We start from the raw sequence: 21,003 nt of genomic DNA, 5'->3' as shown, positions 1-21,003 counted from the left end.
GGGGCCGCGCGAGGGCATTTACCAGCCTCTGGCCTGCCATTCCGGGAGCGACGGGCGCTCGGCACCCAGCGTGGTGTCCTTGCCGTGGCCCGGGTACACCCACGTGTCGTCGGGCAGCCGGTTGAAGATCTTCTCGACGACGTCGTTGTAGAGCTGGGCGAAGCGCTCCGGGTCCTTCTGGGTGTTGCCCACCCCGCCGGGGAAGAGCGAGTCGCCGGTGAACAGGTGGGTCTCCCCCTTGCCGCCGTCGTACAGCAGGGCGATCGAGCCCGGCGTGTGCCCGCGCAGGTGGATCACCTCAAGGTCGACCACGCCGACCGCGATCCTGTCGCCGTGCTCGACCGTGCGGTCCACCGGGACCGGCAGCGCGAGCGCGTCGAGCGGATGCGCGATCACCTGGGCGCCCGTCACCTTGACCACCTGCTCCAGCGCCTGCCAGTGGTCGCCGTGCTGGTGGGTCGTGACGATCTCGCTGATCGGCTGGTCGGAGAAGAGCGCCAGCAGCCGGTCGGCCTCCGCCGCGGCGTCGATCAGCAACCCGTCGCCGGTCTCGGTGCAGCGCAGCAGGTAGGCGTTGTTGTCGAACGGCCCGACTGCCAGCTTCCAGATCGACAGCTTCGGGAGCTCGCGTACGTCGGCGGGACCGCCGACCTGGACGTCACCTGTATAGGTCATGGATAGTCCTTCGGGGGCGTCGCGGGCAGATCAGCGGGGGCGGGCATCGTCAACCACGGCGGCGCCACGGGAACCGGCATGGACGGCCGCCCCACCGTCACCACCCTAACGCCCTCACCATCGGATCTCCCGATGAGCCATGCCAGGACGTCGGCCGCGCCGCCCTCGACCGCGGGTCCGGAGCCCAGGCCGCGCCACGTCCGCCCGCCGCGCAGACTGATCTCGCTGACCGTGCTCTGGGCGTGCGGCCAGGTCCGCAGGCTGTCGTGGAGTTCCCGGTGGACGAACGTCTCCGGCCAGTCCGCCGGGCCGTACCCCGCGCCGAGGTCCACGTGGTGCACTTCGACCTCGCGCAGCCGCCGTACGAGGATGTACCAGGCGGGGTGCGGCGGCGGGCGCATGCCCGCGACGGTCGTGCGCCACGCCGCCTCCGGCAGGTCGCGGATCGCGGCGGCCAGCCGGGCGGTGCCGGCCTCCAGTTCGGCCACGTGCTCGGCGGCGGTACGGCCCGCGCCGGCCTCGATCCCCGCCGCCCTGGCCTCGGGGGTCGGGTACTGCGGTGTCTTGACGCCGGTCCTGGCCCAGGTCAGCAGGTTGATGTGGCTGCCGGCGTTCCCCGCCAGATGGGAGAGCACGTGACCCCTGGACCAGCCAGGAAGGCGCGAGGGCGCGGCGAGGTCGTCGTCGGTAAGGGACGCCGCCGTGGCCAGGAAACGGTCGGTCGCCGCGGCCAGCTCGGCCTGGAGCGCCAGCAGAACGGTCATGCCGGATATTTCATCATTTGGTGGGGTGCGGGGAGATCCTCGGGGCATAAAATCGCAGGTCATGCGGTTGACGGCTAAAGGCCTCCTGTAGGGGTGGGAGTAGGCCGTAACCTGGTAGCGACGGATTTTCGGGGTTCGGACTGCGGGCCGCCGAAATTGTCGGAGCCCCCGTCTACCATCCCCCGTGGACCTATCCGCCTTTCGACATCCGGGATCGCCGTGGCAGACCGCCTGATCGTGCGTGGTGCACGAGAACACAACCTCAAAGACGTCTCGCTGGACCTGCCGCGAGACTCTCTGATCGTTTTCACCGGCCTGTCCGGCTCGGGCAAGTCGAGCCTGGCCTTCGACACGATCTTCGCTGAGGGTCAGCGGCGCTACGTCGAGTCGTTGTCGGCTTACGCCCGCCAGTTCCTCGGCCAGATGGACAAGCCCGACGTCGACTTCATCGAGGGCCTGTCGCCCGCGGTGTCGATCGACCAGAAGGCCACCAGCAAGAACCCCCGCTCGACCGTCGGCACGATCACTGAGGTCTACGACTACCTGAGGCTGCTGTGGGCGCGCATCGGCAAGCCCCACTGCCCGGTGTGCGCGCGGCCGATCGCCAGGCAGATGCCGGAGCAGATCGTCGACCGCGTGATGGACTTCGACGAGGGCACCCGCTTCCAGGTGCTGGCCCCGGTCGTCAGAGGCCGCAAGGGCGAATACGCCGAGCTGTTCCGCGAACTGCAGACCAAGGGCTTCGCCCGTGCCCGGGTCGACGGCGTCGTCGTACGGCTGGAAGAGCCGCCCACGCTGAAAAAGCAGGAGAAGCACGACATCGAGGTCATCGTCGACCGGCTGTCGGTGAAGGAGTCGTCGCGCCGACGGCTCACCGACTCGGTCGAGACCGCGCTGCAGCTGTCCGGCGGCACGATCACGCTGGAGTTCGTGGACCTGCCCGAAGACGATCCCAACCGGGAGCGCTTCTTCTCCGAGCACCTCTACTGCCCCTACGACGACCTGTCGTTCGAGGAGCTGGAGCCCCGCTCGTTCTCCTTCAACTCGCCCTTCGGCGCCTGCCCCGAGTGCACGGGGCTCGGCACCAAGATGGAGGTCGACCCCGACCTGGTCGTGCCCGATCCGGAGCGCACGCTCCGCGACGGCGCGCTCCACCCGTGGTCCGGCGGCCACACCAGCGAATACTTCGTCAGGCTGGTCGAGGCGCTCGGCCACACCATGGGCTTCACCCTCGACACGGCCTGGGAGAAGCTGCCCAAGGCCGCACAGAAGTCCCTGCTGTTCGGCCACGACGAGCAGGTGCACGTCCGCTACAGCAACCGCTACGGCAGGCAGCGCTCCTACTACACGACCTACGAGGGCGTCATCCCGTGGGTCCAGCGCAGGCACGTCGAAGCGGAGAGCGACTCGACCCGCGAGCGGTTCGAGGGCTACATGCGGGAGATCCCCTGCCCGGCCTGCAAGGGCGCCAGGCTCAAGCCGGTCACGCTGGCCGTCACGGTCGCGGACAGGTCGATCGCCGACGTGTCGGCCATGTCGATCGGCGAGTGCGCGGAGTTCCTCGCCGAGCTCAAGCTGTCCGACCGCGACATGCAGATCGCCGAGCGGGTCGTCAAGGAGATCAACGCCCGCATGGGCTTCCTGCTCGACGTCGGCCTCGACTACCTGACCATGGACCGCGCCGCCGCCACCCTGGCGGGCGGCGAGGCACAGCGCATCCGGCTGGCCACGCAGATCGGCTCCGGCCTGGTCGGCGTCCTGTACGTCCTCGACGAGCCGTCGATCGGCCTGCACCAGCGTGACAACATGCGGCTGCTCGACACGCTGATCAGGCTGCGCGACATGGGCAACACCCTGATCGTCGTCGAGCACGACGAGGACACGATCGCCGCCGCGGACTGGGTGGTCGACATCGGTCCGGGCGCGGGCGAGCACGGCGGCCAGGTCGTCGTGTCCGGCACCGTCCAGGAGCTGCTGGCCAGCGAAGAGTCGATGACCGGCCAATACCTGTCCGGCCGCAGGAGCATCCCGATCCCCGCCAAGCGTCGCAAGCGCGACAAGAAGCGGCAGATCACCGTGAAGGGCGCGCGCGAGCACAACCTCAAGGGCGTCGACATCGAGTTCCCGCTCAGCGTGTTCACCGCGGTCACCGGCGTGTCGGGGTCCGGCAAGTCGACCCTGGTCAACGACATCCTCTACAACGCGCTGGCCAAGGAGCTCAACGGCGCCCGCACGGTGCCGGGACGCCACTCCCGGATCAACGGCATGGATCAGGTCGACAAGGTCGTACACGTCGACCAGTCACCGATCGGGCGCACCCCGCGCTCCAATCCGGCCACCTACACCGGCGTGTTCGACCACGTGCGCAAGCTGTTCGCGGCCACCACCGAGGCGAAGGTCCGCGGCTACCAGCCGGGTCGGTTCAGCTTCAACGTCAAGGGCGGTCGCTGCGAGGCGTGCGCGGGCGACGGCACCATCAAGATCGAGATGAACTTCCTGCCCGACGTATACGTCCCGTGCGAGGTCTGCCACGGCGCCCGCTACAACCGGGAGACGCTGGAGGTGCACTACAAGGGCAAGACGATCTCCGAGGTGCTCGACATGCCGATCGAGGAGGCGCTCGGCTTCTTCGACGCCATTCCGGCGATCAAGCGACACCTGCAGACGCTCAACGACGTCGGCCTCGGCTACGTGCGGCTCGGCCAGCCGGCGACCACGCTGTCCGGTGGCGAGGCGCAGCGCGTCAAGCTCGCCTCCGAGCTTCAGCGGCGGCAGACGGGGCGGACGATCTACGTGCTCGACGAGCCGACCACCGGGTTGCACTTCGAGGACATCCGGCGGCTGCTCGGCGTGCTCGGGCGGTTGGTCGACGGCGGTAACACCGTGATCGTCATCGAGCACAACCTGGACGTCATCAAGACGGCCGACTGGGTGATCGACATGGGGCCTGAGGGTGGGTCGCGGGGCGGCACGCTGGTTGCCACGGGCACGCCGGAGGAGGTGGCGCTGGTGGATGAGAGCCACACGGGGCGCTTCCTTCGTAAGATCCTTTCGCTCTGAAGGCCAGGGTTCTGTGCGGCGGGGGTCCGCCGTACAGAGCTGCGCACTGTCGGACCGCGGGTTTCGCACACCATGGACCCCGCCCATCGGGCATGACCGTGTCCAGGGGCGGGGTCGAGTGCTGCCTGGTGATGGCTGCGGCGTTGAGGCAGTCGGCCAGTGGGTCCGCATCGGTCGTGCGGGTCCCGGTGGAGACATCTGGTGGTGCGGCAGATGGTGGCCGCGGCCGAGGCCGGGAGACGGTCGTTCGGCATCGCGGGGATGAAACCTGACGCGGGACCAAGAGTTCGCGTCGGGTGGCCGCGAGTCCCCGAGGAGCGTCGTGTGGTGCGGCTGGGCGCCGGGCGTCCAGGTGTTGGCGGGAGCGCGGCCGCCCGGGTGCTGGCGGGGCAGGCGGCCGTCCGGGTCTGACCCGGACGGGGGACCGAGGGGGGTCGGCAATAAAGTTGACCCGACGACAGCGGCCTGGCCTGCAGGGGGTCAGTGGCCACGGGGAAGGGTCGGCACCATGGGGATTACGGAGCCGGGCATCGCCATGCCTGAAATCGGGCGTCGCGAGGCACTGGGAGCCGCCGGATTGGCGGCGTGCGGGCTCGCGATCGCGGGATGCGGCAGCGGTGCCAAGGCGGCGCCGGTGGCCGGGATCAAGGGGCAGGTGCTGGCCAAGACCACGGACGTGCCCGTGGGCGGCGGCATCGTCGTACAGGAGTACAAGATCGTGGTCACCCAGCCGGCGAAGGGCGTCTTCAAGGCGTTCAGCGCGGTGTGCACCCATAAGGGGTGCGTCGTCAGCGCACCCGAAAAGAACGTCATGACGTGCGGGTGCCACGGCAGCGAGTTCGCCGCCGACAGTGGCAAGGCGCTGCAGGGGCCCGCGACCGCGCCGCTGACGGTCTATTCGGTCAAAGTCGAGGGTGACGGCGTCGTGGTCGTCTGAACAGGTAATTCTGCGTGGTTTCCGGGATTGGCGTACGGCACGCTGAACCGGCGCGAGGGCGCTGGCCGTACCTAAAGAGAGAACTAGACCTGGGAGGACGCACGATGACCGAAACGACGCGCCGGGCGGTGGTGCTTGGAGCCGGAGGCGCCGGGCTCGCAGTGGTGATGACCGCTTGCGCGAGCTACGGCTCGCCCGCGACTCAGGCGAGTGAGGCACCGGCGGCCGACGAACCGTCGTCCGAGGCTCCGAAGAAGAAGAAGGCAACCGGCGCCAAGGCGCTCGCCGACACCGGCGACATCCCCAGCGGGGGCGGGAAGGTCTTCGAGAGTCAGAAGGTGGTCGTCACTCAGCCGACGGAGGGTGAGTTCAAGGCGTTCACGGCGGTCTGCACCCATCAGGGGTGCACGGTCGACGAGGTGGCCGACGGCACCATCAATTGCCCGTGCCACGGGAGCAAGTTCAAGATCTCGGACGGCTCCGTCGCAGGTGGGCCGGCTTCCGAGCCGCTGAAGGAGAAGAAGATCAAGGTGAGCGGGGGCAAGATCACGCTCGCGTAGCGAGTCCTCATGAATTTCTCACCTGTGTGCGGTTGGGTGGGCGACATGGGAGAAGACCTTCAGAGTCGCAGGGCGGTGATCGCCGGTGTGGGTGTGGGTGGCCTGGCACTGGCGCTGACCGCGTGCGGTAGTAATGACGCCACGTCCGGCACGCAGGCCTCGGCGGCCACGACGGAGTCCAGCGCTCCGGCTGCCGCGGGTGGCGCACTGGCGAAGACCTCCGAGATCCCCGTCGGTGGGGGGACGGTTTTCAAGGAGCAGAAGGTGGTGGTAGTGCAGCCCAAGTCGGGCGAGTTCAAGGCGTTCAGCGCGATCTGCACCCATCAGGGGTGTTCGGTGGCCAGCGTCGCGAACGGCACGATCGACTGCCCGTGCCATGGCAGCAAGTTCAAGATCGAGGATGGATCCGTCACCGCCGGGCCGGCCAAGAAGCCGCTTCCGGAGCAGCAGATCAAGGTGGACGGAGACCAGATCACGCTCGCCTAGGCGCACGCCCGCCGTACCAGGATGGCTGGTACGGCGGGCTGCCTTGTCGGTGCGGACCGTTAGTCTTTGAACGTGGCGAGATCAACGCGCAGCCCCCTGAGTTTCCGGCCCCGGTCGGGCTCCATTCCCGACTCTCCGGGGGTCTACCGGTTCAGGGACACGCATGGCCGAGTGATCTACGTCGGCAAGGCCAAGAGCCTGCGGCAGCGGCTCAACTCCTACTTCGCCGACTTCTCCGCGCTGCACCCGCGCACGCAGTCGATGCTCACCACCGCCGCCGACGTCGACTGGACGGTGGTCGGGACCGAGGTCGAGGCGCTGCAGCTCGAATACTCCTGGATCAAGGAGTTCGACCCGCGGTTCAATGTCAAATACCGCGACGACAAGTCCTACCCCTACCTCGCCGTCACCCTGGCCGACGACTTCCCGCGCGTGCAGGTGATGCGGGGCGCCAAGCGCAAGGGCACCCGCTACTTCGGCCCCTACTCGCACGCCTGGGCCATCCGCGAGACCGTCGACCTGCTGCTGCGCGTCTTCCCCGTCCGCACGTGCAGCGCGGGCGTGTTCAAGCGGGCCGGGCAGATCGGCAGGCCGTGCCTGCTCGGCTACATCGACAAGTGTTCGGCGCCGTGCGTCGGCCGGATCACGCCCGAAGAGCACCAACTCCTGGCCGAAGACTTCTGCGACTTCATGGCGGGCAACACCGGCCGCTTCATCAAGCGGCTGGAGCGCGACATGCGCGAGGCCGCCGCCGAGCAGGAGTACGAGCGGGCCGCCAGGCTCCGCGACGACATCCAGGCCCTGCAGCGCGCTCTCGAGAAGCAGGCCGTCGTCCTCGGCGAGGGCACCGACGCGGATGTGATCGCGCTGGCCGAAGACCCGCTCGAAGCCGCCGTCCAGGTCTTCTACGTGCGTGGCGGGCGCATCCGCGGCCAGCGCGGCTGGGTGGTCGACAAGGTCGAGGAGGCCTCGCCCGCCGAGCTCGTCGAGCAGTTCCTGCTGCAGATGTACGGCGACGCGGGCGCCGAGTCGATGCCCCGCGAGGTCCTCGTGCCCGTGCTGCCGCCCGACGCCGAGGCGCTCACCGAGCTGCTGTCGGAGCAGCGCCGCGCCCGGGTCGAGGTCCGGGTGCCGCAGCGCGGCGACAAGAAGTCGCTGATGGAGACCGTCGAGCGCAACGCGAAGGAGTCGCTCGCCCAGCACAAGATCCGCCGGGCCGGCGACCTGACCAGCCGCAGCAAGGCGCTGCAGGAGATCGCCGACGCGCTCGACCTCGACCAGGTGCCGCTGCGCGTCGAGTGCTACGACGTCTCCCACCTGCAGGGCGAGAACGTCGTGGCGTCGATGGTGGTGTTCGAGGACGGCCTGCCGCGCAAGAGCGAATACCGCCGTTTCGCCGTCAGGACCAAGGAAGGCGACGTCGCCTCCATCTACGAGGTCATCCAGCGGCGGTTCCGGCGCTACCTGGAGGAGCGCTCGGCCACCGGCGAGCTGGCGGCCGACGACGACGCCGACGGACCCAACGGGCCCATCGACCCGGAGACCGGAAAGCCGCGCAAGTTCGCCTACCCGCCCAACCTGGTCGTGGTCGACGGCGCGGGCCCCCAGGCGGCCGCCGCCCAGCGGGCGCTCGACGAGCTCGGCATCGACGACGTCGCCGTGTGCGGTCTGGCCAAACGGCTCGAAGAGGTGTGGCTGCCCGGCGACGATCAGCCGGTGATCATGCCGCGCTCCAGCGAGGGCCTCTACCTGCTGCAACGCGTGCGGGACGAAGCACACAGGTTCGCCATCACCTACCATCGTGCTAAGAGGTCCAAGAGCGTAAAAGAGAGCGCGCTCGACGCCGTGCCCGGCCTCGGGCCGGCGCGCAGGCAGGCGCTGCTCAAACACTTCGGCTCCGTGAAGAAGCTGCGCGAGGCCACCGCCGCCGAGATCTGCCAGGTCCCCGGCATCGGTCCGGCCATCGCCGAGGTGATCGCGTCGACGCTGAAGGGGGAGGGACAGTGAGCCCGCCGAACGGAGTGAGGCAATGAACACCGAGCCGGCGTTCGTCATCGTCACCGGCATGTCAGGGGCGGGGCGCAGCACCGCGGCGAAGGCGTTGGAAGACCTGGGCTGGTTCGTCATCGACAACCTGCCGCCGGGGCTGCTGTTCGCCATGGCGGAGGAGGCGGGCAAGGTCAAGCTGGCCGCCGACAAGGTGGCCGCCGTCGTCGACGTGCGCAGCCTGGCCTTCACCACCGATCTCAACGCCGCCATCGAAGAGCTCGAAGGTCGCGGCGTACGCGTGCGCGTGGTGTTCTTGGAAGCCAGCGACGAAGGGTTGGTGCGCAGGTTCGAGAACGTCCGCAGACCTCACCCGCTCCAGGGCGAGGGCCGTCTGGTCGACGGCATCGCCCGTGAGCGGGGCATCCTGCGCGAGGTGCGGGCCAACGCCGACCTGGTGATCGACACCTCCTCGCTCAACGTGCACGAGTTGCGCAACAAGATCGTCAACTTCTTCGGCGGCGAGGACCGGCCGGGGCTGCGGCTCAACGTGGTCTCGTTCGGCTTCAAGTACGGGCTGCCGGTCGACGCCGATCTCGTGGTCGACTGCCGGTTCCTGCCCAATCCGCACTGGGTGCCGGAGCTGCGGCCGATGAACGGGCTTGACGCGCCGGTGCGTGACTACGTGCTCGGCCAGCCGGGCGCGAAGGAGTTCCTTGACGCGTACGAGGAGGTTCTGCAGGTGATCGCCGCCGGATACGCGCGCGAGGGCAAGAGCTACGCGACGCTCGCGGTGGGCTGCACGGGCGGTAAGCACCGCAGTGTGGCCATGGCCGAGCAGGTCGCCGGCCGGCTGCGTGACCGCGGCATGGAAGTACAGGTCAGCCACCGGGATGTGGGGCGGGAGTGACCGATGAGGGCGAAGCCCCAGGTGACGCGGTCCTAGCAGGCCGGGCGTCCGATGATCGGCCGCGGGTGGTGGCGCTGGGCGGCGGTCACGGGCTCTACGCCTCGCTCTCCGCGCTGCGCGGCGTGGCGGGTGACCTGACCGCGGTGGTGACGGTCGCCGACGACGGCGGCTCCAGCGGGCGGCTCAGGCGCGAGCTCGGCGTGCTGCCTCCCGGCGACCTGCGCATGGCGCTGGCCGCGCTCTGCGGCGACGACGAGTGGGGGAGCACCTGGAGCGAGGTCGTCCAGCACCGCTTCCGCAGCGAGGGCGACCTGCACGGCCACGCCGTGGGCAACCTGCTCATCGTGGCGCTGTGGGAGCTGCTCGGCGACCCCGTGGCGGGCCTCGACTGGGTGGGCCGGCTGCTCGGCGCGCACGGCCGGGTGCTGCCGATGGCGTCGGTGCCGCTCGACATCGTGGCCGAGGTGGAGCTCGACGGCGTCATCTCGACCGTACGCGGGCAGGTGGCCTGCGCGCTGACCCCCGGCCGGGTGCAGGCCATCTCCCTGGTGCCGGAGGACCCGCCCGCGCGGCCCGAGGCCGTGCGGGCCGTGCTGGAGGCCGACTGGCTGGTGTTCGGGCCGGGGTCCTGGTTCACCAGCGTGTTACCGCATCTCAAGGTGCCCGCGCTGGCCAGGGCGCTGCACGAGTCGAAGGCCAAGCGGCTGGTCACCCTCAACCTGGCGCCGCAGCCCGGCGAGACCGACGACTTCTCACCCCAGCAGCACCTGGAGGTGCTTCGGCAGCACGCGCGCGATCTTCGGGTCGACGTCGTGCTCGCCGACACCGGCGTGGTCGACGACCCCGACGCCCTGGAGAAGGCGGCCGCCGCGCTCGGTGGACGGCTCGTCATGGCCGACGTCGCCGCCGCCGACGGCTCTCCCCGACATGACGCACGACGTCTTGCCTCCGTCCTGGACGAGATTTTCCTCCAGAAGCGTTGATCCTGGTCGGCGCGGCGCAAAGGTGCGAGAGACTGCTGAGAGTCGGTCTGAATGGGGGAGGACTAACGCTTATGGCGATGACGGGTGTGGTGAAGGACGAGCTGAGCCGCCTGCCAGTGCTGAAGCCCTGCTGCCGGAAGGCGGAGGTGTCCACGCTGTTGCGGTTCGCCAGTGGGCTGCACCTGGTGGGCGGGCGCATCGTGATCGAGGCGGAGCTCGACACCAACGCCACCGCGCGGCGGCTGATCAAGGACATCGGGGAGGTGTTCGGTCACAAGGCCGAGGTGCTCGTGCTGGCACCCGCCGGGCTGCGCAAGGGATCGCGCTATGTCGTGCGCGTCTACCGCGACGGTGAGGCGCTGGCCCGGCAGACGGGTCTGATCGACAACCACGGGCGCCCGGTGCGCGGCCTGCCTCGTCAGGTGGTGGCGGGGGCCGCCTGCGACGCCGAGGCCGCGTGGCGCGGGGCGTTCCTGGCGCACGGCTCGCTGACCGAGCCGGGGCGCTCCATGTCGCTGGAGGTCACCTGCCCGGGGCCCGAGGCGGCGCTGGCGCTGGTGGGCTCGGCGCGCCGGCTCAAGATCCACGCCAAGGCGCGGGAGGTGCGCGGCGTCGACCGGGTGGTGGTGCGTGACGGTGACGCGATCAGCGCGCTGCTCACGCGGCTCGGCGCGCACGACAGCGTGCTGGCCTGGGAGGAGCGGCGGATGCGCCGCGAGGTGCGGGCCACGGCCAACCGGCTGGCCAACTTCGACGACGCCAACCTGCGCCGCTCGGCGCGGGCGGCGGTGGCGGCGGGGGCGCGGGTGCAGCGGGCGCTGGAGATCCTGGGCGACGAGGCACCCGACCATCTGGTGATCGCGGGGCGGCTGCGGGTGGAGCACAAGCAGGCGTCACTGGAGGAGCTGGGGCAGATCGCGGATCCGCCGCTGACCAAGGACGCGATCGCCGGACGTATCCGGCGGTTGCTGGCGATGGCCGACAAACGCGCGACCGACCTGGGCATCCCCAACACCGAGGCCAACCTCACCGTGGACATGCTCGCCCAGTAGACCCGTTCTCTGTCCGGCTCTGTGCGGGACGTTCTTTGTCCGGCTCTGTGCGGGTGCTCCCCGTGCGTGGCCTGCCGTCAAGGCGGTTCATGCTTTACGGCAGGCACGGTGGGCGCCAACCGCCGTCGTGAGCTGGGCCCTGTCCAGGGGAACGCTCCTCCGGTGGAGGGACTTCTCGCCGTGACGTGCGGGCTCGTCGGCCGATCCCGTGGATCGGGTTTGTGCGCCTGTTCCGGTGACAGGGGCTTGTGCGCCGAGTCCGTGGGTCGGCCCGTGCGTCGTTTCAGGCGCGGCCCGGGTCTCTTGGGGCGAAGAGGTCGCCCGTGGGGCGGGAGGGGTTGGTGGGGCTTTGGAGGGGCTCGAAGGGGGCCCGGTACTCCGGTTCGGCAGAGGTCGGGTCCTCGTCCTCGGGTGGGGTGACGGACGTTTGGCGGGCTCGGACGCGGCCCACCCGGATGCGTACGACCACATAGGCCGTCAGAGCCGCCGCGGCCAGGGGCAGCCAGGGCTCCCAGGAGTCCTTCAGCGAGGACCAGAGGTTCGTCAGCTCGCTCGGGAAGGTGGTTCTGAGGCGGTCGAGGCTCAGGTCCGGCTGGCCGCCGGTGCTCGTCGCGCGGGCGGTGGTCCAGCCCAGGGCCACCGCCGCGATCGCGCAGAGGGTTGACCACCAGGGCAGCACCCGGCTGCTCGATCTGACCAGGCATACCAGGACCGACAGGAGGAGCGCGATGACGAAGGCGATCGCGGTCAGCGCCCAGAGGCCGTCGCCGGCCGCCAGGAAGGCAGCCGGAAGGAAGCGGGCTCCGTAGTGGAGTGCCGCCGCTTGCGCGATGGTGCAGATGAGCGTGGCTATGAAGCCCACGACCAGGCCAGACAGCAGGCCGGACCTAGGTTGTGACATCTCAGCCCCCAGAGAATGCCCGAATTTACTCCGATGAGTCGGGCACTTTACTCGAAGCTCACAAATTACGCGCCCGGATCGCGGATTCGCGCTAAGGGGAGTCCAGTGGTCTAAACCAATTTGGGTCCGATAGGGTTTGTCATCGAGGTTTTCACTCGCCATCACGTACGAGGAGATCGGTTCCCGTGAGCATCCGCGTAGGCGTCAACGGCTTCGGCCGCATCGGCCGCAACTTCTGGCGTGCGGTGGCCGCCAGTGGCAAGGACATCGAGATCGTTGCGGTCAATGACCTGACCGACAATGCGACGCTCGCCCACCTGCTGAAGTACGACAGCATCCTCGGCCGCCTGCCTTACGAGGTGAAGGTCGCCGGCGACGAGATCATCGTCGACGGCAAGGCGATCAAGGTCTTCGAGGAGCGCGACCCGGCCAAGCTGCCGTGGGCCGACCTCGGCGTCGACGTGGTGCTGGAGTCGACCGGCCTGTTCACCGACGCGGCCAAGGCCAAGGTGCACGCCGACAACGGCGCCAAGAAGGTCATCATCTCCGCTCCGGCGAAGAACGAGGACGTCACGATCGTGATGGGCGTCAACGACAACGCCTATGACGCCGCCAAGCACACGATCATCTCCAACGCCTCCTGCACCACCAACTGCCTGGCTCCGCTGGCGAAGGTCCTCAACGACGCCTTCACCATCGAGAAGGGCCTGATGACCACGATCCACGCCTACACGCAGGACCAGAACCTGCAGGACGGCCCGCACAAGGACCTGCGCCGCGCCCGCGCCGCCGCCGTCAACGTGGTGCCCACCTCGACCGGTGCGGCCAAGGCCATCGGCCTGGTGCTGCCCGAGCTCAAGGGCAAGCTCGACGGGTTCGCGATGCGCGTGCCGATCCCCACGGGCTCGGCCACCGACCTGACCGTCGAGCTCTCCCGTGACGTGACCGTCGAAGAGGTCAACGCCGCGTACAAGGCCGCCGCCGAGGGGCCGCTCAAGGGCGTGCTCAGCTACACCGAGGACGAGATCGTCTCCAGCGACATCGTCACCGACCCGCACTCCTGCATCTTCGACGCCGGCCTGACCAAGGTCATCGGCAACCAGGTGAAGGTCGTCGGCTGGTACGACAACGAGTGGGGCTTCTCCAACCGCCTCGTCGACCTCATCCAGTTGGTGGGCGCGGACCTCTGATGCGTACGCTCGACGATCTCGACGTGAAGGGTCGGCGCGTGCTCGTACGCGCCGACCTCAACGTCCCACTCGACGGTGAGACGATCACCGACGACGGCCGCATCCGCGCGTCGGTGCCGACGATCAAGGCTCTGACCGGCGCGGGCGCGAAGGTCGTCGTCTGCGCTCACCTGGGCCGCCCCAAGGGCCGCCCCAACCCCGGCTTCTCGCTGAAGCCGGTCGCCGAACGCCTCGCCGAGCTGCTCGGCGAGGACGTGGCCTTCGCCACCGACGTGGTCGGCGACAGCGCGCACGGCGTCGTCGACGCGCTGGGCGAGGGCCAGGTCGCCCTGCTGGAAAACCTGCGGTTCGAGCCCGGCGAGGAGTCCAAGGACGACGCCGAGCGGGGCGCGTTCGCCGAGAAGCTGGCCGGACTCGCCGAGCTCTACGTGGGCGACGGCTTCGGCGCGGTGCACCGCAAGCACGCCAGCGTCTACGACGTGCCCCGGCTGCTGCCGCACGCGGCGGGCGGGCTCATCGTGGCCGAGGTCGAGGTGCTCAGGAAGCTCACCGAGGACACCGAGCGCCCCTACGTGGTGGTGCTGGGCGGCGCCAAGGTCTCCGACAAGCTCGGCGTGATCTCCAACCTCCTGGCCAAGGTCGACCGGCTGCTGATCGGCGGCGGCATGGCCTACACCTTCCTCAAGGCCCAGGGCTACGAGGTCGGCAAGTCGCTGCTCCAGGAGGACCAGCTCGATCAGGTGCGCGGCTTCCTCAACGAGGCCGCCGAGCGTGGCGTCGACCTCGTGCTGCCCGTCGACGTGCTGGCCGCGACCGGCTTCGCCGAGGACGCGCCGCACGACGTGGTCGAGGCCACCGCCATCCCGGCCGACCGCGAGGGGCTCGACATCGGTCCCAGGACCCGTGAGCTGTTCGCGGCCAAGCTGGCCGACGCCAAAACCGTCTTCTGGAACGGCCCCATGGGCGTCTTCGAGTTCGACGCCTTCTCCGGCGGCACCCGCGCCGTGGCCGAGGCGCTGATCAGGGCCGAGGCCCTGACGGTGGTCGGCGGCGGCGACTCGGCGGCGGCCGTGCGTAAGTTCGGCCTGCCCGAAGACGGCTTTTCGCACATTTCCACCGGTGGCGGAGCGAGCCTCGAATATCTCGAAGGCAAGACCCTCCCCGGACTCGCCGCCCTGGAGGACTGACCGTGAGAAAGCCGCTCTTCGCCGGCAACTGGAAGATGAACCTCAATCACCTTGAGGCCATCTCGCTGGTCCAGAAGCTCGCCTTCGCGTTCACCGACAAGGACTTCGACCGGGTGGAGGTGGCCGTCCTGCCGCCTTTCACCGACCTGCGCAGCGTCCAGACGCTCGTCGACGGCGACAAGCTGCGCATCGTCTACGGCGCGCAGGACCTGTCCCAGCACGACGCGGGCGCCTACACCGGCGAGATATCGGGCGCGATGCTGGCCAAGCTGAGCTGCACGTTCGTCCTGGCCGGCCACTCGGAGCGGCGCCAATACCACCGCGAGGACGACGACCTGGTCAACGCCAAGGTGCAGGCGGCGTTCCGCCACTCGCTCACGCCGATCCTGTGCGTGGGCGAGGGCCTGCCCGTGCGCCAGGCAGGCGAACACGTTTCACATTGCCTGAACCAGCTTGACGGTGGACTGCGCAAGATCTCCGCTGAGCAGGCACAATCGATAGTAGTGGCCTACGAGCCGGTGTGGGCGATCGGCACCGGCGAGGTGGCCACGCCCGAGGACGCCCAAGAGGTCTGTGGAGCACTGCGAGGCAGACTCGCTGAGCTGTACGACCCCGAAGTGGCCTCCGCAGTACGTATCCTCTACGGAGGGTCAGTAAAGTCAGGCAACATCGCTGGGATCATGGCTCAACCCGATATCGACGGCGCGCTCGTGGGCGGTGCCAGCATCGATGCCGGGGAGTTCGTAAAGATCTGCCGTTTCTCCGATATGTCCGGCTAACTGAGTCGTTCCGGGGGTGCGACTTGACAACAAGCCGTACCCTCTAGAGGCAAGTTTGAATCGTCACGCGTGACAGAGCATTGAAGGACTAGGCATACCGTGGAAATCGGAATCTCCATCGCCCTCATCCTGGCGAGCTGTCTCATGATCCTGCTCGTCCTGCTCCACAAGGGCAAGGGTGGCGGCTTGTCTGACATGTTCGGCGGCGGTTTCTCGTCGAACTTCGGTGGTTCCTCGGTGGTGGAGCGTAACCTCGACCGGCTGACCGTCATCACGGGCACCGTCTGGTTCGTCTGCATCATCGCTCTGGGCCTGCTCCTGCGGCCCTGAGTCAGGTTGACGCGTGACAGTGATTCTCCCCCCGTGTGTCACGGGGCGATCGAGCGAGGAGTTCATCCGTGGGTAGTGGCAACGCGATCCGTGGCAGCCGTGTCGGCGCCGGCCCGATGGGGGAGGCCGAGCGCGGCGAGGCAGCTCCGAGAGTGCGGGTCTCGTTCTGGTGCGCCAACATGCATGAGACGCGTCCCAGCTTCGCCAGCGACGCGGCGGTGCCCGAAATGTGGGACTGCCCACGCTGCGGTCTCCCGGCCGGCCAGGACGAGCAGGCCCCGCCTGCCCCGCCCCGGAACGAGCCGTACAAGACGCACCTCGCTTATGTGAAGGAGCGCAGGAGCGACAAGGACGGCAAGGCGATCCTCGAGGAAGCGCTGGAGCGTCTGCGCAACAACAAGTCTCCCTGGTAGGAACAGCAGGATCTTGTTAGCTCAGAGGTACATATGTCAGAAGGGCCCCGGCACCGCGCCGGGGCCCTTCTGGCGTTGCGCCCGGGGGCCTTACAGGTTGCGGGCCGTTGAGCGGGGGCGCGTGTTGGGTGGTCGCACTGCTGAAGTCGGTCGTCATTCAGGGGTCTGGTTGGCCGCGTAAGGCCGAGACGCGTTCGCGGACCTGGTGCAGGCGGCGTTCGAGCTCTGGGAGGAAGCGCGGGTCGAGCGAGTCCCGGTCCGTGGTCAGGCGGTGGGCGGCTTCCTCCGCGACCCGCTCCACCAGCCGCAGTACGTCGGCCCGGCCGCTGAGGTAGCCCTCGCGTACGGCGGCGGCGTGCTCGGCGGCCAGTTCGTGGTCCACCCCCGTGGTGTCCAGGTCCAGCAGGTCGCGCACTCCCGAGGCGCCGATGGTGAAGGCCAGCGGCCACACCAGCGCCGCCAGATCGGTCCAGTGCAGCGGTACGGGCAGCAGCCACCCGCACACCGCGAGGATCGACGCCAGCCAGGCCACGGCCGCGACCCGTCGTCCCAGCCCCAGGTCGCGCCAGTACACGACCGTCAACGGGACGGCGAAGAGCATCGAGTGCAGGAACGGCATCCGGGTGAGTCCCCCGGCGACCATCGTGCGCATGAGCGACGTCGAGACGAGCGCGTCCACCGCGCCGAAGCAGAGCCCCGCGGCCAGCACCCACGCGTGCGCCGCCGTGCCGCGGGCGACGATGCGCCGGTGCGCCCAGAGGGCGACCAGCAGCCCGGTCAGCGTGAGGGCCGCGCCGGCCGGGAGTGGCACGCCGTCCATGTCGCGCCAGGAGTGACTGAGTGAGCCGATGGCGCCCAGCGCGATGGCGATCGGTCCCGCGTCGAACGACGGAGTGTGCGGCCGGGCATCCTCGGGCAGCACCACCTTTCTGGAGCCGATGCGTAGTTCCTGCCGTCGGCCGAGGGGCCGTGGCTGGTCCGCGGTGACGGTGAGCACGCCGGCGGGGGCCAGTCGTACCAGGGCGTCGTGCAGCGCGGCGGTCTGCGCGGGGGAGAGCAGCAGTGCGCCGCTGCCGGACGAGGGGCGGAACTCCACGTCGCGGGAGAGGTCCGGACTGGCCAGATTGTGGCGCTGTTCCCAGCGCAGCAACGCGACCGCCAGGTACTCGGCGTGGTCGGCAGTCTCCTCCGCCAGCCGTTGCCGCCAGGCCGACAGAGGTGACGCCACGGGGCGGCCCGGCCCCGCCAGCAGCGGCCAGGTGCGGGTCAGCAGGTCCACCACGGTGTCGGCGCCCACGGCCACGCTGTGCCGGCCGGCCAGCTCGGCCTGGCTCCTGGCGGCCTGCCGCTCCGCCGCGGCCACGCGCAGCCGCTGCCGCAGGCGCCCGCGCAGGTAGCGGCCGATGAACACGCCACCTGCCACGCCGCCTGCGGGCCAGAGGAAGGGCGCGAGACTGTACGGCCAGCCAGCCACGGTCAGTGCCACGTTGGTCACCGCCCCAGAGGTGAGGGGCACGGCCAGTGCCGCCCAGCCGTGCTCCAGGGCCAGCTCGTATGCCAGGGGAGCGGCCAGCAGGGCAGGGGCGTCGATCGAGTCTCCGGAGAGTGCGGACCAGACGGCCACGTCGACGACGTCCAGCGCCAGCCGTACCGGGACGGGGATCCTGTGGCGTCTGAGGGCGAGGAACACCAGCACGTCGTACAGGCACGAGGCGAGCAGGGTGAGCGCCGCCACGGGCGGCGTGAGGGTCTTCCAGAGGGTCACGCAGATCGTCACCCGCGAGGCCAGCCGCAGGTTGAGGAACAGGCGGATCGCGGTGAAGGAGGTGGACCGCGCGGTCCCACTGAGCGGTTCACTCATCCGATGGCGAGGGCGGCGGTGAGGGCGGCGGGGGTGGTGACGGGGACGGCGGTGGGGGTGTCTTGACTCTTGTCGCCCATGTCAGGAACCGGGCGATCTGCGGCAGTGACGGCAGCGACTGGGCGCGGTCCGGAGCCCGGCCGTCGGAGGTCATCGCCGCGAGCCGGGCCTGCCGGTTGAACCGCTCCCGTAATCGGATCCAGGCCCGCGACCGGGGGCTGGCCCGTTCGCCCAGCCGTTCCGGCAGGTGTTCCGCCAGGGCGTGCGCCACGGCCGCGTTGACCCGGCTGGCGGCCGAGAGGCCGAGCCTGATCTCCTCCTCGGGGTCGGCGGGGCCGGGCACGGTTCCCGACGGGGAGAGTACGGCGGCGCGCAGGCGGGCCGCGTCCCCGAGCTGGCTGCGGTGGTAGAAGTAGTCGGCCCTGGCCTCCCGCATGCGCCTCCGGACCGCGCCGTCGAGGAAGTGGCCGGTGAGCACGATGACCGTGGTCTGGCGGCGGCTCCGGACCCGGCGGACGGCCTCGACGACCGCCACGCCGGGGAAGTGGTCGTCGGGGCGCCGCTCGTCGGCGGCGTCCACCAGCACGACGTCGACGCCCTCGTACGACCAGCCGGCCGCCGCCCGGTGGTCGAGTCCCGCGACCACCTCCACACCCGGAGTCCCGGACAGGATGGCGACGATGCCGGTGCGGCTGATGTCGTCGTCGTCCACGACGACCACGCGCTTGCCGTGTGTCCCCGTCACACGGTCATTAGACTCCGGACCCGATGGCTAGTGCCAGATCCTGATGACCAGCGCGCCCGCGTTGTCGCCGAGGCAGCGGTCCTGATCATTGATCCTCATGAGCAGCCGGCCGCTGGTCGTGGCCCGCCAGCTCCGGTGCGCGCCCAGGGCACGCGAGCCGGTTTTGACCCGGGACAGGAGCCGGGCGTACGGGGAGTCGTCGCGGATCTTGCAGCCCTGGTAGATGTGCGAGTCGGTGTCCCAGTCGTACCCGTCGGCGCCCACCCAGGGGAAGGAGTTGTGGTCGACCGTCCAACTGCCGCCCACCTGTTCGACCCGGACGCGGTCGCCGCCGAACACGTAGATCCCGGTGTCCTGCCAGCCGCGTCTGGACGTGATGACCACGTCCTGGCCGCGCTGGGTCGTCGCCTGCGCGACTCCGGGAATGGTCACCGTCATCGCGCAGGCGAGCGCCGCGACGGCCCACGTTCGCCGCATCACCATGTCAACCTCCGTTCGAGTCGGAGGCGACCGTACCCGGGAAGGGTGCGCGTTCCGCAGGGCCGGATCGCGCGGCTACCCCTCGTGTACGGCGACGCCGTCCACGAACGTCATGCGCGCCCGAGTCGTCCAGATGTCGCGCTCCGGCAGCTCGAACGGGTCGCGGTCCAGGACGACCAGGTCCGCCGGGCGGCCCGGCTCGATCACGCCGGCGGGTGAGCGGTTGATCCAGGCCGAGCCCGCCGTGTACGCCGTCAGCGCGGTCGCCAGGTCGAGGCGCTGGCCGGGCAGGAACGGGGTCTGCGCCGTCGGGTAGCCGGCGTGCACCGAGCCGCCGGGCTCGGTGCGGTTGACGGCCACGTGCACGCCCTGCAGCGGATCGGCGCTCGACACCGGCCAGTCGCTGCCCGCGCAGAACCGCGTGCCGTGGGCGAGCAGGTCGGCGAAGGGGTACTGCCACGACGAGCGGGGCTCGCCCAGGAACGGCAGCGTCAGCTCGTCCATCTGCGCGTGGTGGGTCGCCCAGAGCGGCTGCAGGTTGGCCGTGACGCCGAGCGCGGCGAAGCGCGGCACGTCCGACGGCTCGATGATCTGCAGGTGGGCGATGTGGTGCCGGTTGCCGGGGGAGGTGCCCTCGAGGCTGTCGAGCGCCTCGCGTACGGCCCGCTCGCCGATCGCGTGGACGTGCACCTGGAAGCCGAGCCGGTCCAGCTCGGCCACGTACGTCCTGAGCTTGCCCGGGTCGACGTAGGACAGGCCCGTGCCGCCGCAGAGGCAGTACGGCTCCAGCGTCGCGGCCGTGAAGTTCTCCGTGATGCCGTCCTGCATGATCTTCACCGAGGTCGCGCGGAACCGGTCCAGCCCCTCCGCCGAGGCGCGCCGCGCGGCCAGGTCGTCGAGCTGGTCGAGACCACGGGTTCGGTCCCACCACAGCGCGCCCACCACGCGGGCCCGCAGCCTGCCGGAGCCGGCCGCCGACACGTACGTGGGCAGCTGGTCCACCGAGCCCGCGTACGAGCCGACGATGGCGTCCTGCCAGCCGGTGATGCCGAGCGAGAACAGGTACCGCTCCGCCTCCGCCAGCGCCCGGTCCAGGTCCTGGGCGGCGGGGCGGGGGGTGAGCAGGCCGACGAGGTCCATCGCGCCTTCGTGCAGGACGCCGCTGGGCGTGCCGTCGGCGTCGCGCTCGATCCGGCCGTCGGCGGGGTCGGGGGTGTCGGCGGTGACGCCGGCCAGCTCCAGGGCGCGGGTGTTGACCCAGGCGGCATGGTGGTCACGCTGGATGAGGTAGACGGGCCGGTCGGCGAAGGCGAGCTGGTCACGGTGCGGCAACCCACCCTCGAAGGCCGACATGTCCCACCCGCCGCCATCGATCCACTCTTTTTCCGGATTTTTCGCCGCATAGTCGGCGATCTTCGCCAAGTAGGCATCGAGTCCGTAAATTTCGGATAGATCGCACTTGGCGCGCTCCAGGCCCGCCTGCACCGGATGCACATGAGCATCGGTGAACCCGGGCATCAGCAGGCCGCCCTCCAGGTCCACGGTCTCGTGGCCCGGCGCCAGCCGTACCAGTTCCCGCTCGTCGCCCACGGCGGCGATCACACCGTCGCGGACGAGTACGGCCTCGGCGAAACCGGTCTTCGCGGTGAAGACGCGTCCCCCTCGGAAGAGCGTGTGCATGGTGCTCCCAGATCTCGGTGATGG

The 21,003-nt window shown here is 69.7% G+C and carries 21 protein-coding genes; 14 read left to right on the top strand and 7 right to left on the bottom strand.

What is annotated here, in order from left to right:
• Positions 1-18 precede the first annotated feature (18 nt).
• Positions 19-675 (bottom strand): MBL fold metallo-hydrolase, encoded by a 657-nt coding sequence (locus tag AB0B91_RS26690; protein ID WP_358324806.1) that lies wholly within the window; start codon positions 673-675, stop codon positions 19-21.
• Positions 672-1,439, bottom strand: coding sequence for a maleylpyruvate isomerase family mycothiol-dependent enzyme (locus tag AB0B91_RS26685; protein ID WP_358324803.1), 768 nt, complete (start codon positions 1,437-1,439; stop codon positions 672-674). The genes AB0B91_RS26690 and AB0B91_RS26685 overlap by 4 nt, the downstream gene beginning before the upstream one ends.
• A 219-nt stretch (positions 1,440-1,658) precedes the next feature.
• On the opposite strand from AB0B91_RS26685, the gene uvrA reads away from it, so the two are divergent.
• The 9 genes from uvrA to whiA all read left to right on the top strand — a co-directional run bounded on the left by uvrA (position 1,659) and on the right by whiA (position 11,413).
• Entirely contained in the window at positions 1,659-4,499 is a 2,841-nt protein-coding gene (gene uvrA, locus AB0B91_RS26680) for an excinuclease ABC subunit UvrA (RefSeq protein WP_358324801.1), read from the top strand.
• A gap of 201 nt (positions 4,500-4,700) precedes the next feature.
• Positions 4,701-4,910 (top strand): hypothetical protein, encoded by a 210-nt coding sequence (locus tag AB0B91_RS26675; protein WP_358324798.1) that lies wholly within the window; start codon positions 4,701-4,703, stop codon positions 4,908-4,910.
• A 124-nt stretch (positions 4,911-5,034) separates the two neighbouring features.
• Entirely contained in the window at positions 5,035-5,436 is a 402-nt protein-coding gene (locus AB0B91_RS26670; protein WP_358324795.1) for a Rieske (2Fe-2S) protein, read from the top strand.
• 104 nt (positions 5,437-5,540) lie between these two features.
• Positions 5,541-5,996 carry a Rieske (2Fe-2S) protein gene (locus AB0B91_RS26665; protein ID WP_358324792.1) on the top strand — a complete coding sequence of 152 codons (456 nt, stop codon included), beginning with the start codon at positions 5,541-5,543 and terminating at the stop codon, positions 5,994-5,996.
• 45 nt (positions 5,997-6,041) lie between these two features.
• The gene (locus tag AB0B91_RS26660) at positions 6,042-6,482 is read left to right on the top strand and encodes a Rieske (2Fe-2S) protein (RefSeq protein WP_219528589.1); all 441 of its coding nucleotides are present in this window, start codon (positions 6,042-6,044) and stop codon (positions 6,480-6,482) included.
• 72 nt (positions 6,483-6,554) lie between these two features.
• On the top strand, positions 6,555-8,489 hold the full coding sequence (gene uvrC, locus AB0B91_RS26655; RefSeq protein ID WP_358324789.1) for an excinuclease ABC subunit UvrC: 1,935 nt from the start codon (positions 6,555-6,557) through the stop codon (positions 8,487-8,489).
• A gap of 22 nt (positions 8,490-8,511) precedes the next feature.
• On the top strand, positions 8,512-9,378 hold the full coding sequence (gene rapZ, locus AB0B91_RS26650; RefSeq protein ID WP_214636241.1) for an RNase adapter RapZ: 867 nt from the start codon (positions 8,512-8,514) through the stop codon (positions 9,376-9,378).
• Between the two features lie 65 nt (positions 9,379-9,443).
• Positions 9,444-10,361, top strand: coding sequence for a uridine diphosphate-N-acetylglucosamine-binding protein YvcK (yvcK, locus tag AB0B91_RS26645; protein ID WP_219528670.1), 918 nt, complete (start codon positions 9,444-9,446; stop codon positions 10,359-10,361).
• Between the two features lie 71 nt (positions 10,362-10,432).
• Entirely contained in the window at positions 10,433-11,413 is a 981-nt protein-coding gene (gene whiA / locus AB0B91_RS26640; protein ID WP_219528586.1) for a DNA-binding protein WhiA, read from the top strand.
• Between the two features lie 283 nt (positions 11,414-11,696).
• Here whiA and AB0B91_RS26635 read toward each other — a convergent pair whose 3' ends face one another.
• Positions 11,697-12,314 (bottom strand): hypothetical protein, encoded by a 618-nt coding sequence (locus AB0B91_RS26635; protein ID WP_358324785.1) that lies wholly within the window; start codon positions 12,312-12,314, stop codon positions 11,697-11,699.
• A gap of 185 nt (positions 12,315-12,499) precedes the next feature.
• On the opposite strand from AB0B91_RS26635, the gene gap reads away from it, so the two are divergent.
• The 5 genes from gap (at position 12,500) to AB0B91_RS26610 (ending at position 16,213) form a co-directional block, all read left to right on the top strand.
• Positions 12,500-13,504 carry a type I glyceraldehyde-3-phosphate dehydrogenase gene (gap, locus tag AB0B91_RS26630; RefSeq protein WP_358324782.1) on the top strand — a complete coding sequence of 335 codons (1,005 nt, stop codon included), beginning with the start codon at positions 12,500-12,502 and terminating at the stop codon, positions 13,502-13,504.
• Complete coding sequence (locus tag AB0B91_RS26625; protein ID WP_358324779.1) at positions 13,504-14,691, top strand: phosphoglycerate kinase; 1,188 nt, start codon at positions 13,504-13,506, stop codon at positions 14,689-14,691. The genes gap and AB0B91_RS26625 overlap by 1 nt, the downstream gene beginning before the upstream one ends.
• A complete protein-coding gene (gene tpiA, locus AB0B91_RS26620; protein ID WP_358324901.1) occupies positions 14,688-15,470 on the top strand; it encodes a triose-phosphate isomerase in 783 nt (260 codons plus the stop codon). Before AB0B91_RS26625 ends, tpiA begins: the two co-directional genes overlap by 4 nt.
• 99 nt (positions 15,471-15,569) lie before the next feature.
• Complete coding sequence (gene secG, locus AB0B91_RS26615; protein ID WP_214636246.1) at positions 15,570-15,800, top strand: preprotein translocase subunit SecG; 231 nt, start codon at positions 15,570-15,572, stop codon at positions 15,798-15,800.
• Positions 15,801-15,868: 68 nt separating this feature from the next.
• Positions 15,869-16,213: an RNA polymerase-binding protein RbpA gene (locus tag AB0B91_RS26610; protein ID WP_214636247.1), complete on the top strand. Its 345-nt coding sequence runs from the start codon at positions 15,869-15,871 to the stop codon at positions 16,211-16,213.
• 157 nt (positions 16,214-16,370) lie between these two features.
• Here AB0B91_RS26610 and AB0B91_RS26605 read toward each other — a convergent pair whose 3' ends face one another.
• From AB0B91_RS26605 to AB0B91_RS26590, 4 genes are all read right to left on the bottom strand, one after another.
• Positions 16,371-18,074: a hypothetical protein gene (locus AB0B91_RS26605; protein ID WP_358324776.1), complete on the bottom strand. Its 1,704-nt coding sequence runs from the start codon at positions 18,072-18,074 to the stop codon at positions 16,371-16,373.
• On the bottom strand, positions 18,067-18,819 hold the full coding sequence (locus AB0B91_RS26600; protein WP_358324773.1) for a hypothetical protein: 753 nt from the start codon (positions 18,817-18,819) through the stop codon (positions 18,067-18,069). The genes AB0B91_RS26605 and AB0B91_RS26600 overlap by 8 nt, the downstream gene beginning before the upstream one ends.
• Positions 18,820-18,846: 27 nt before the next feature.
• Positions 18,847-19,302: a hypothetical protein gene (locus AB0B91_RS26595; protein WP_358324770.1), complete on the bottom strand. Its 456-nt coding sequence runs from the start codon at positions 19,300-19,302 to the stop codon at positions 18,847-18,849.
• Between the two features lie 72 nt (positions 19,303-19,374).
• Positions 19,375-20,979 (bottom strand): amidohydrolase, encoded by a 1,605-nt coding sequence (locus AB0B91_RS26590; protein WP_358324767.1) that lies wholly within the window; start codon positions 20,977-20,979, stop codon positions 19,375-19,377.
• Positions 20,980-21,003 lie beyond the last annotated feature (24 nt).

It is taken from the genome of Nonomuraea sp. NPDC049141, assembly GCF_040648415.1.
Classification (GTDB): domain Bacteria; phylum Actinomycetota; class Actinomycetes; order Streptosporangiales; family Streptosporangiaceae; genus Nonomuraea.
Note: the sequence above shows the minus strand (reverse complement) of the source record. Positions and strands in the feature narration are given on the sequence as shown.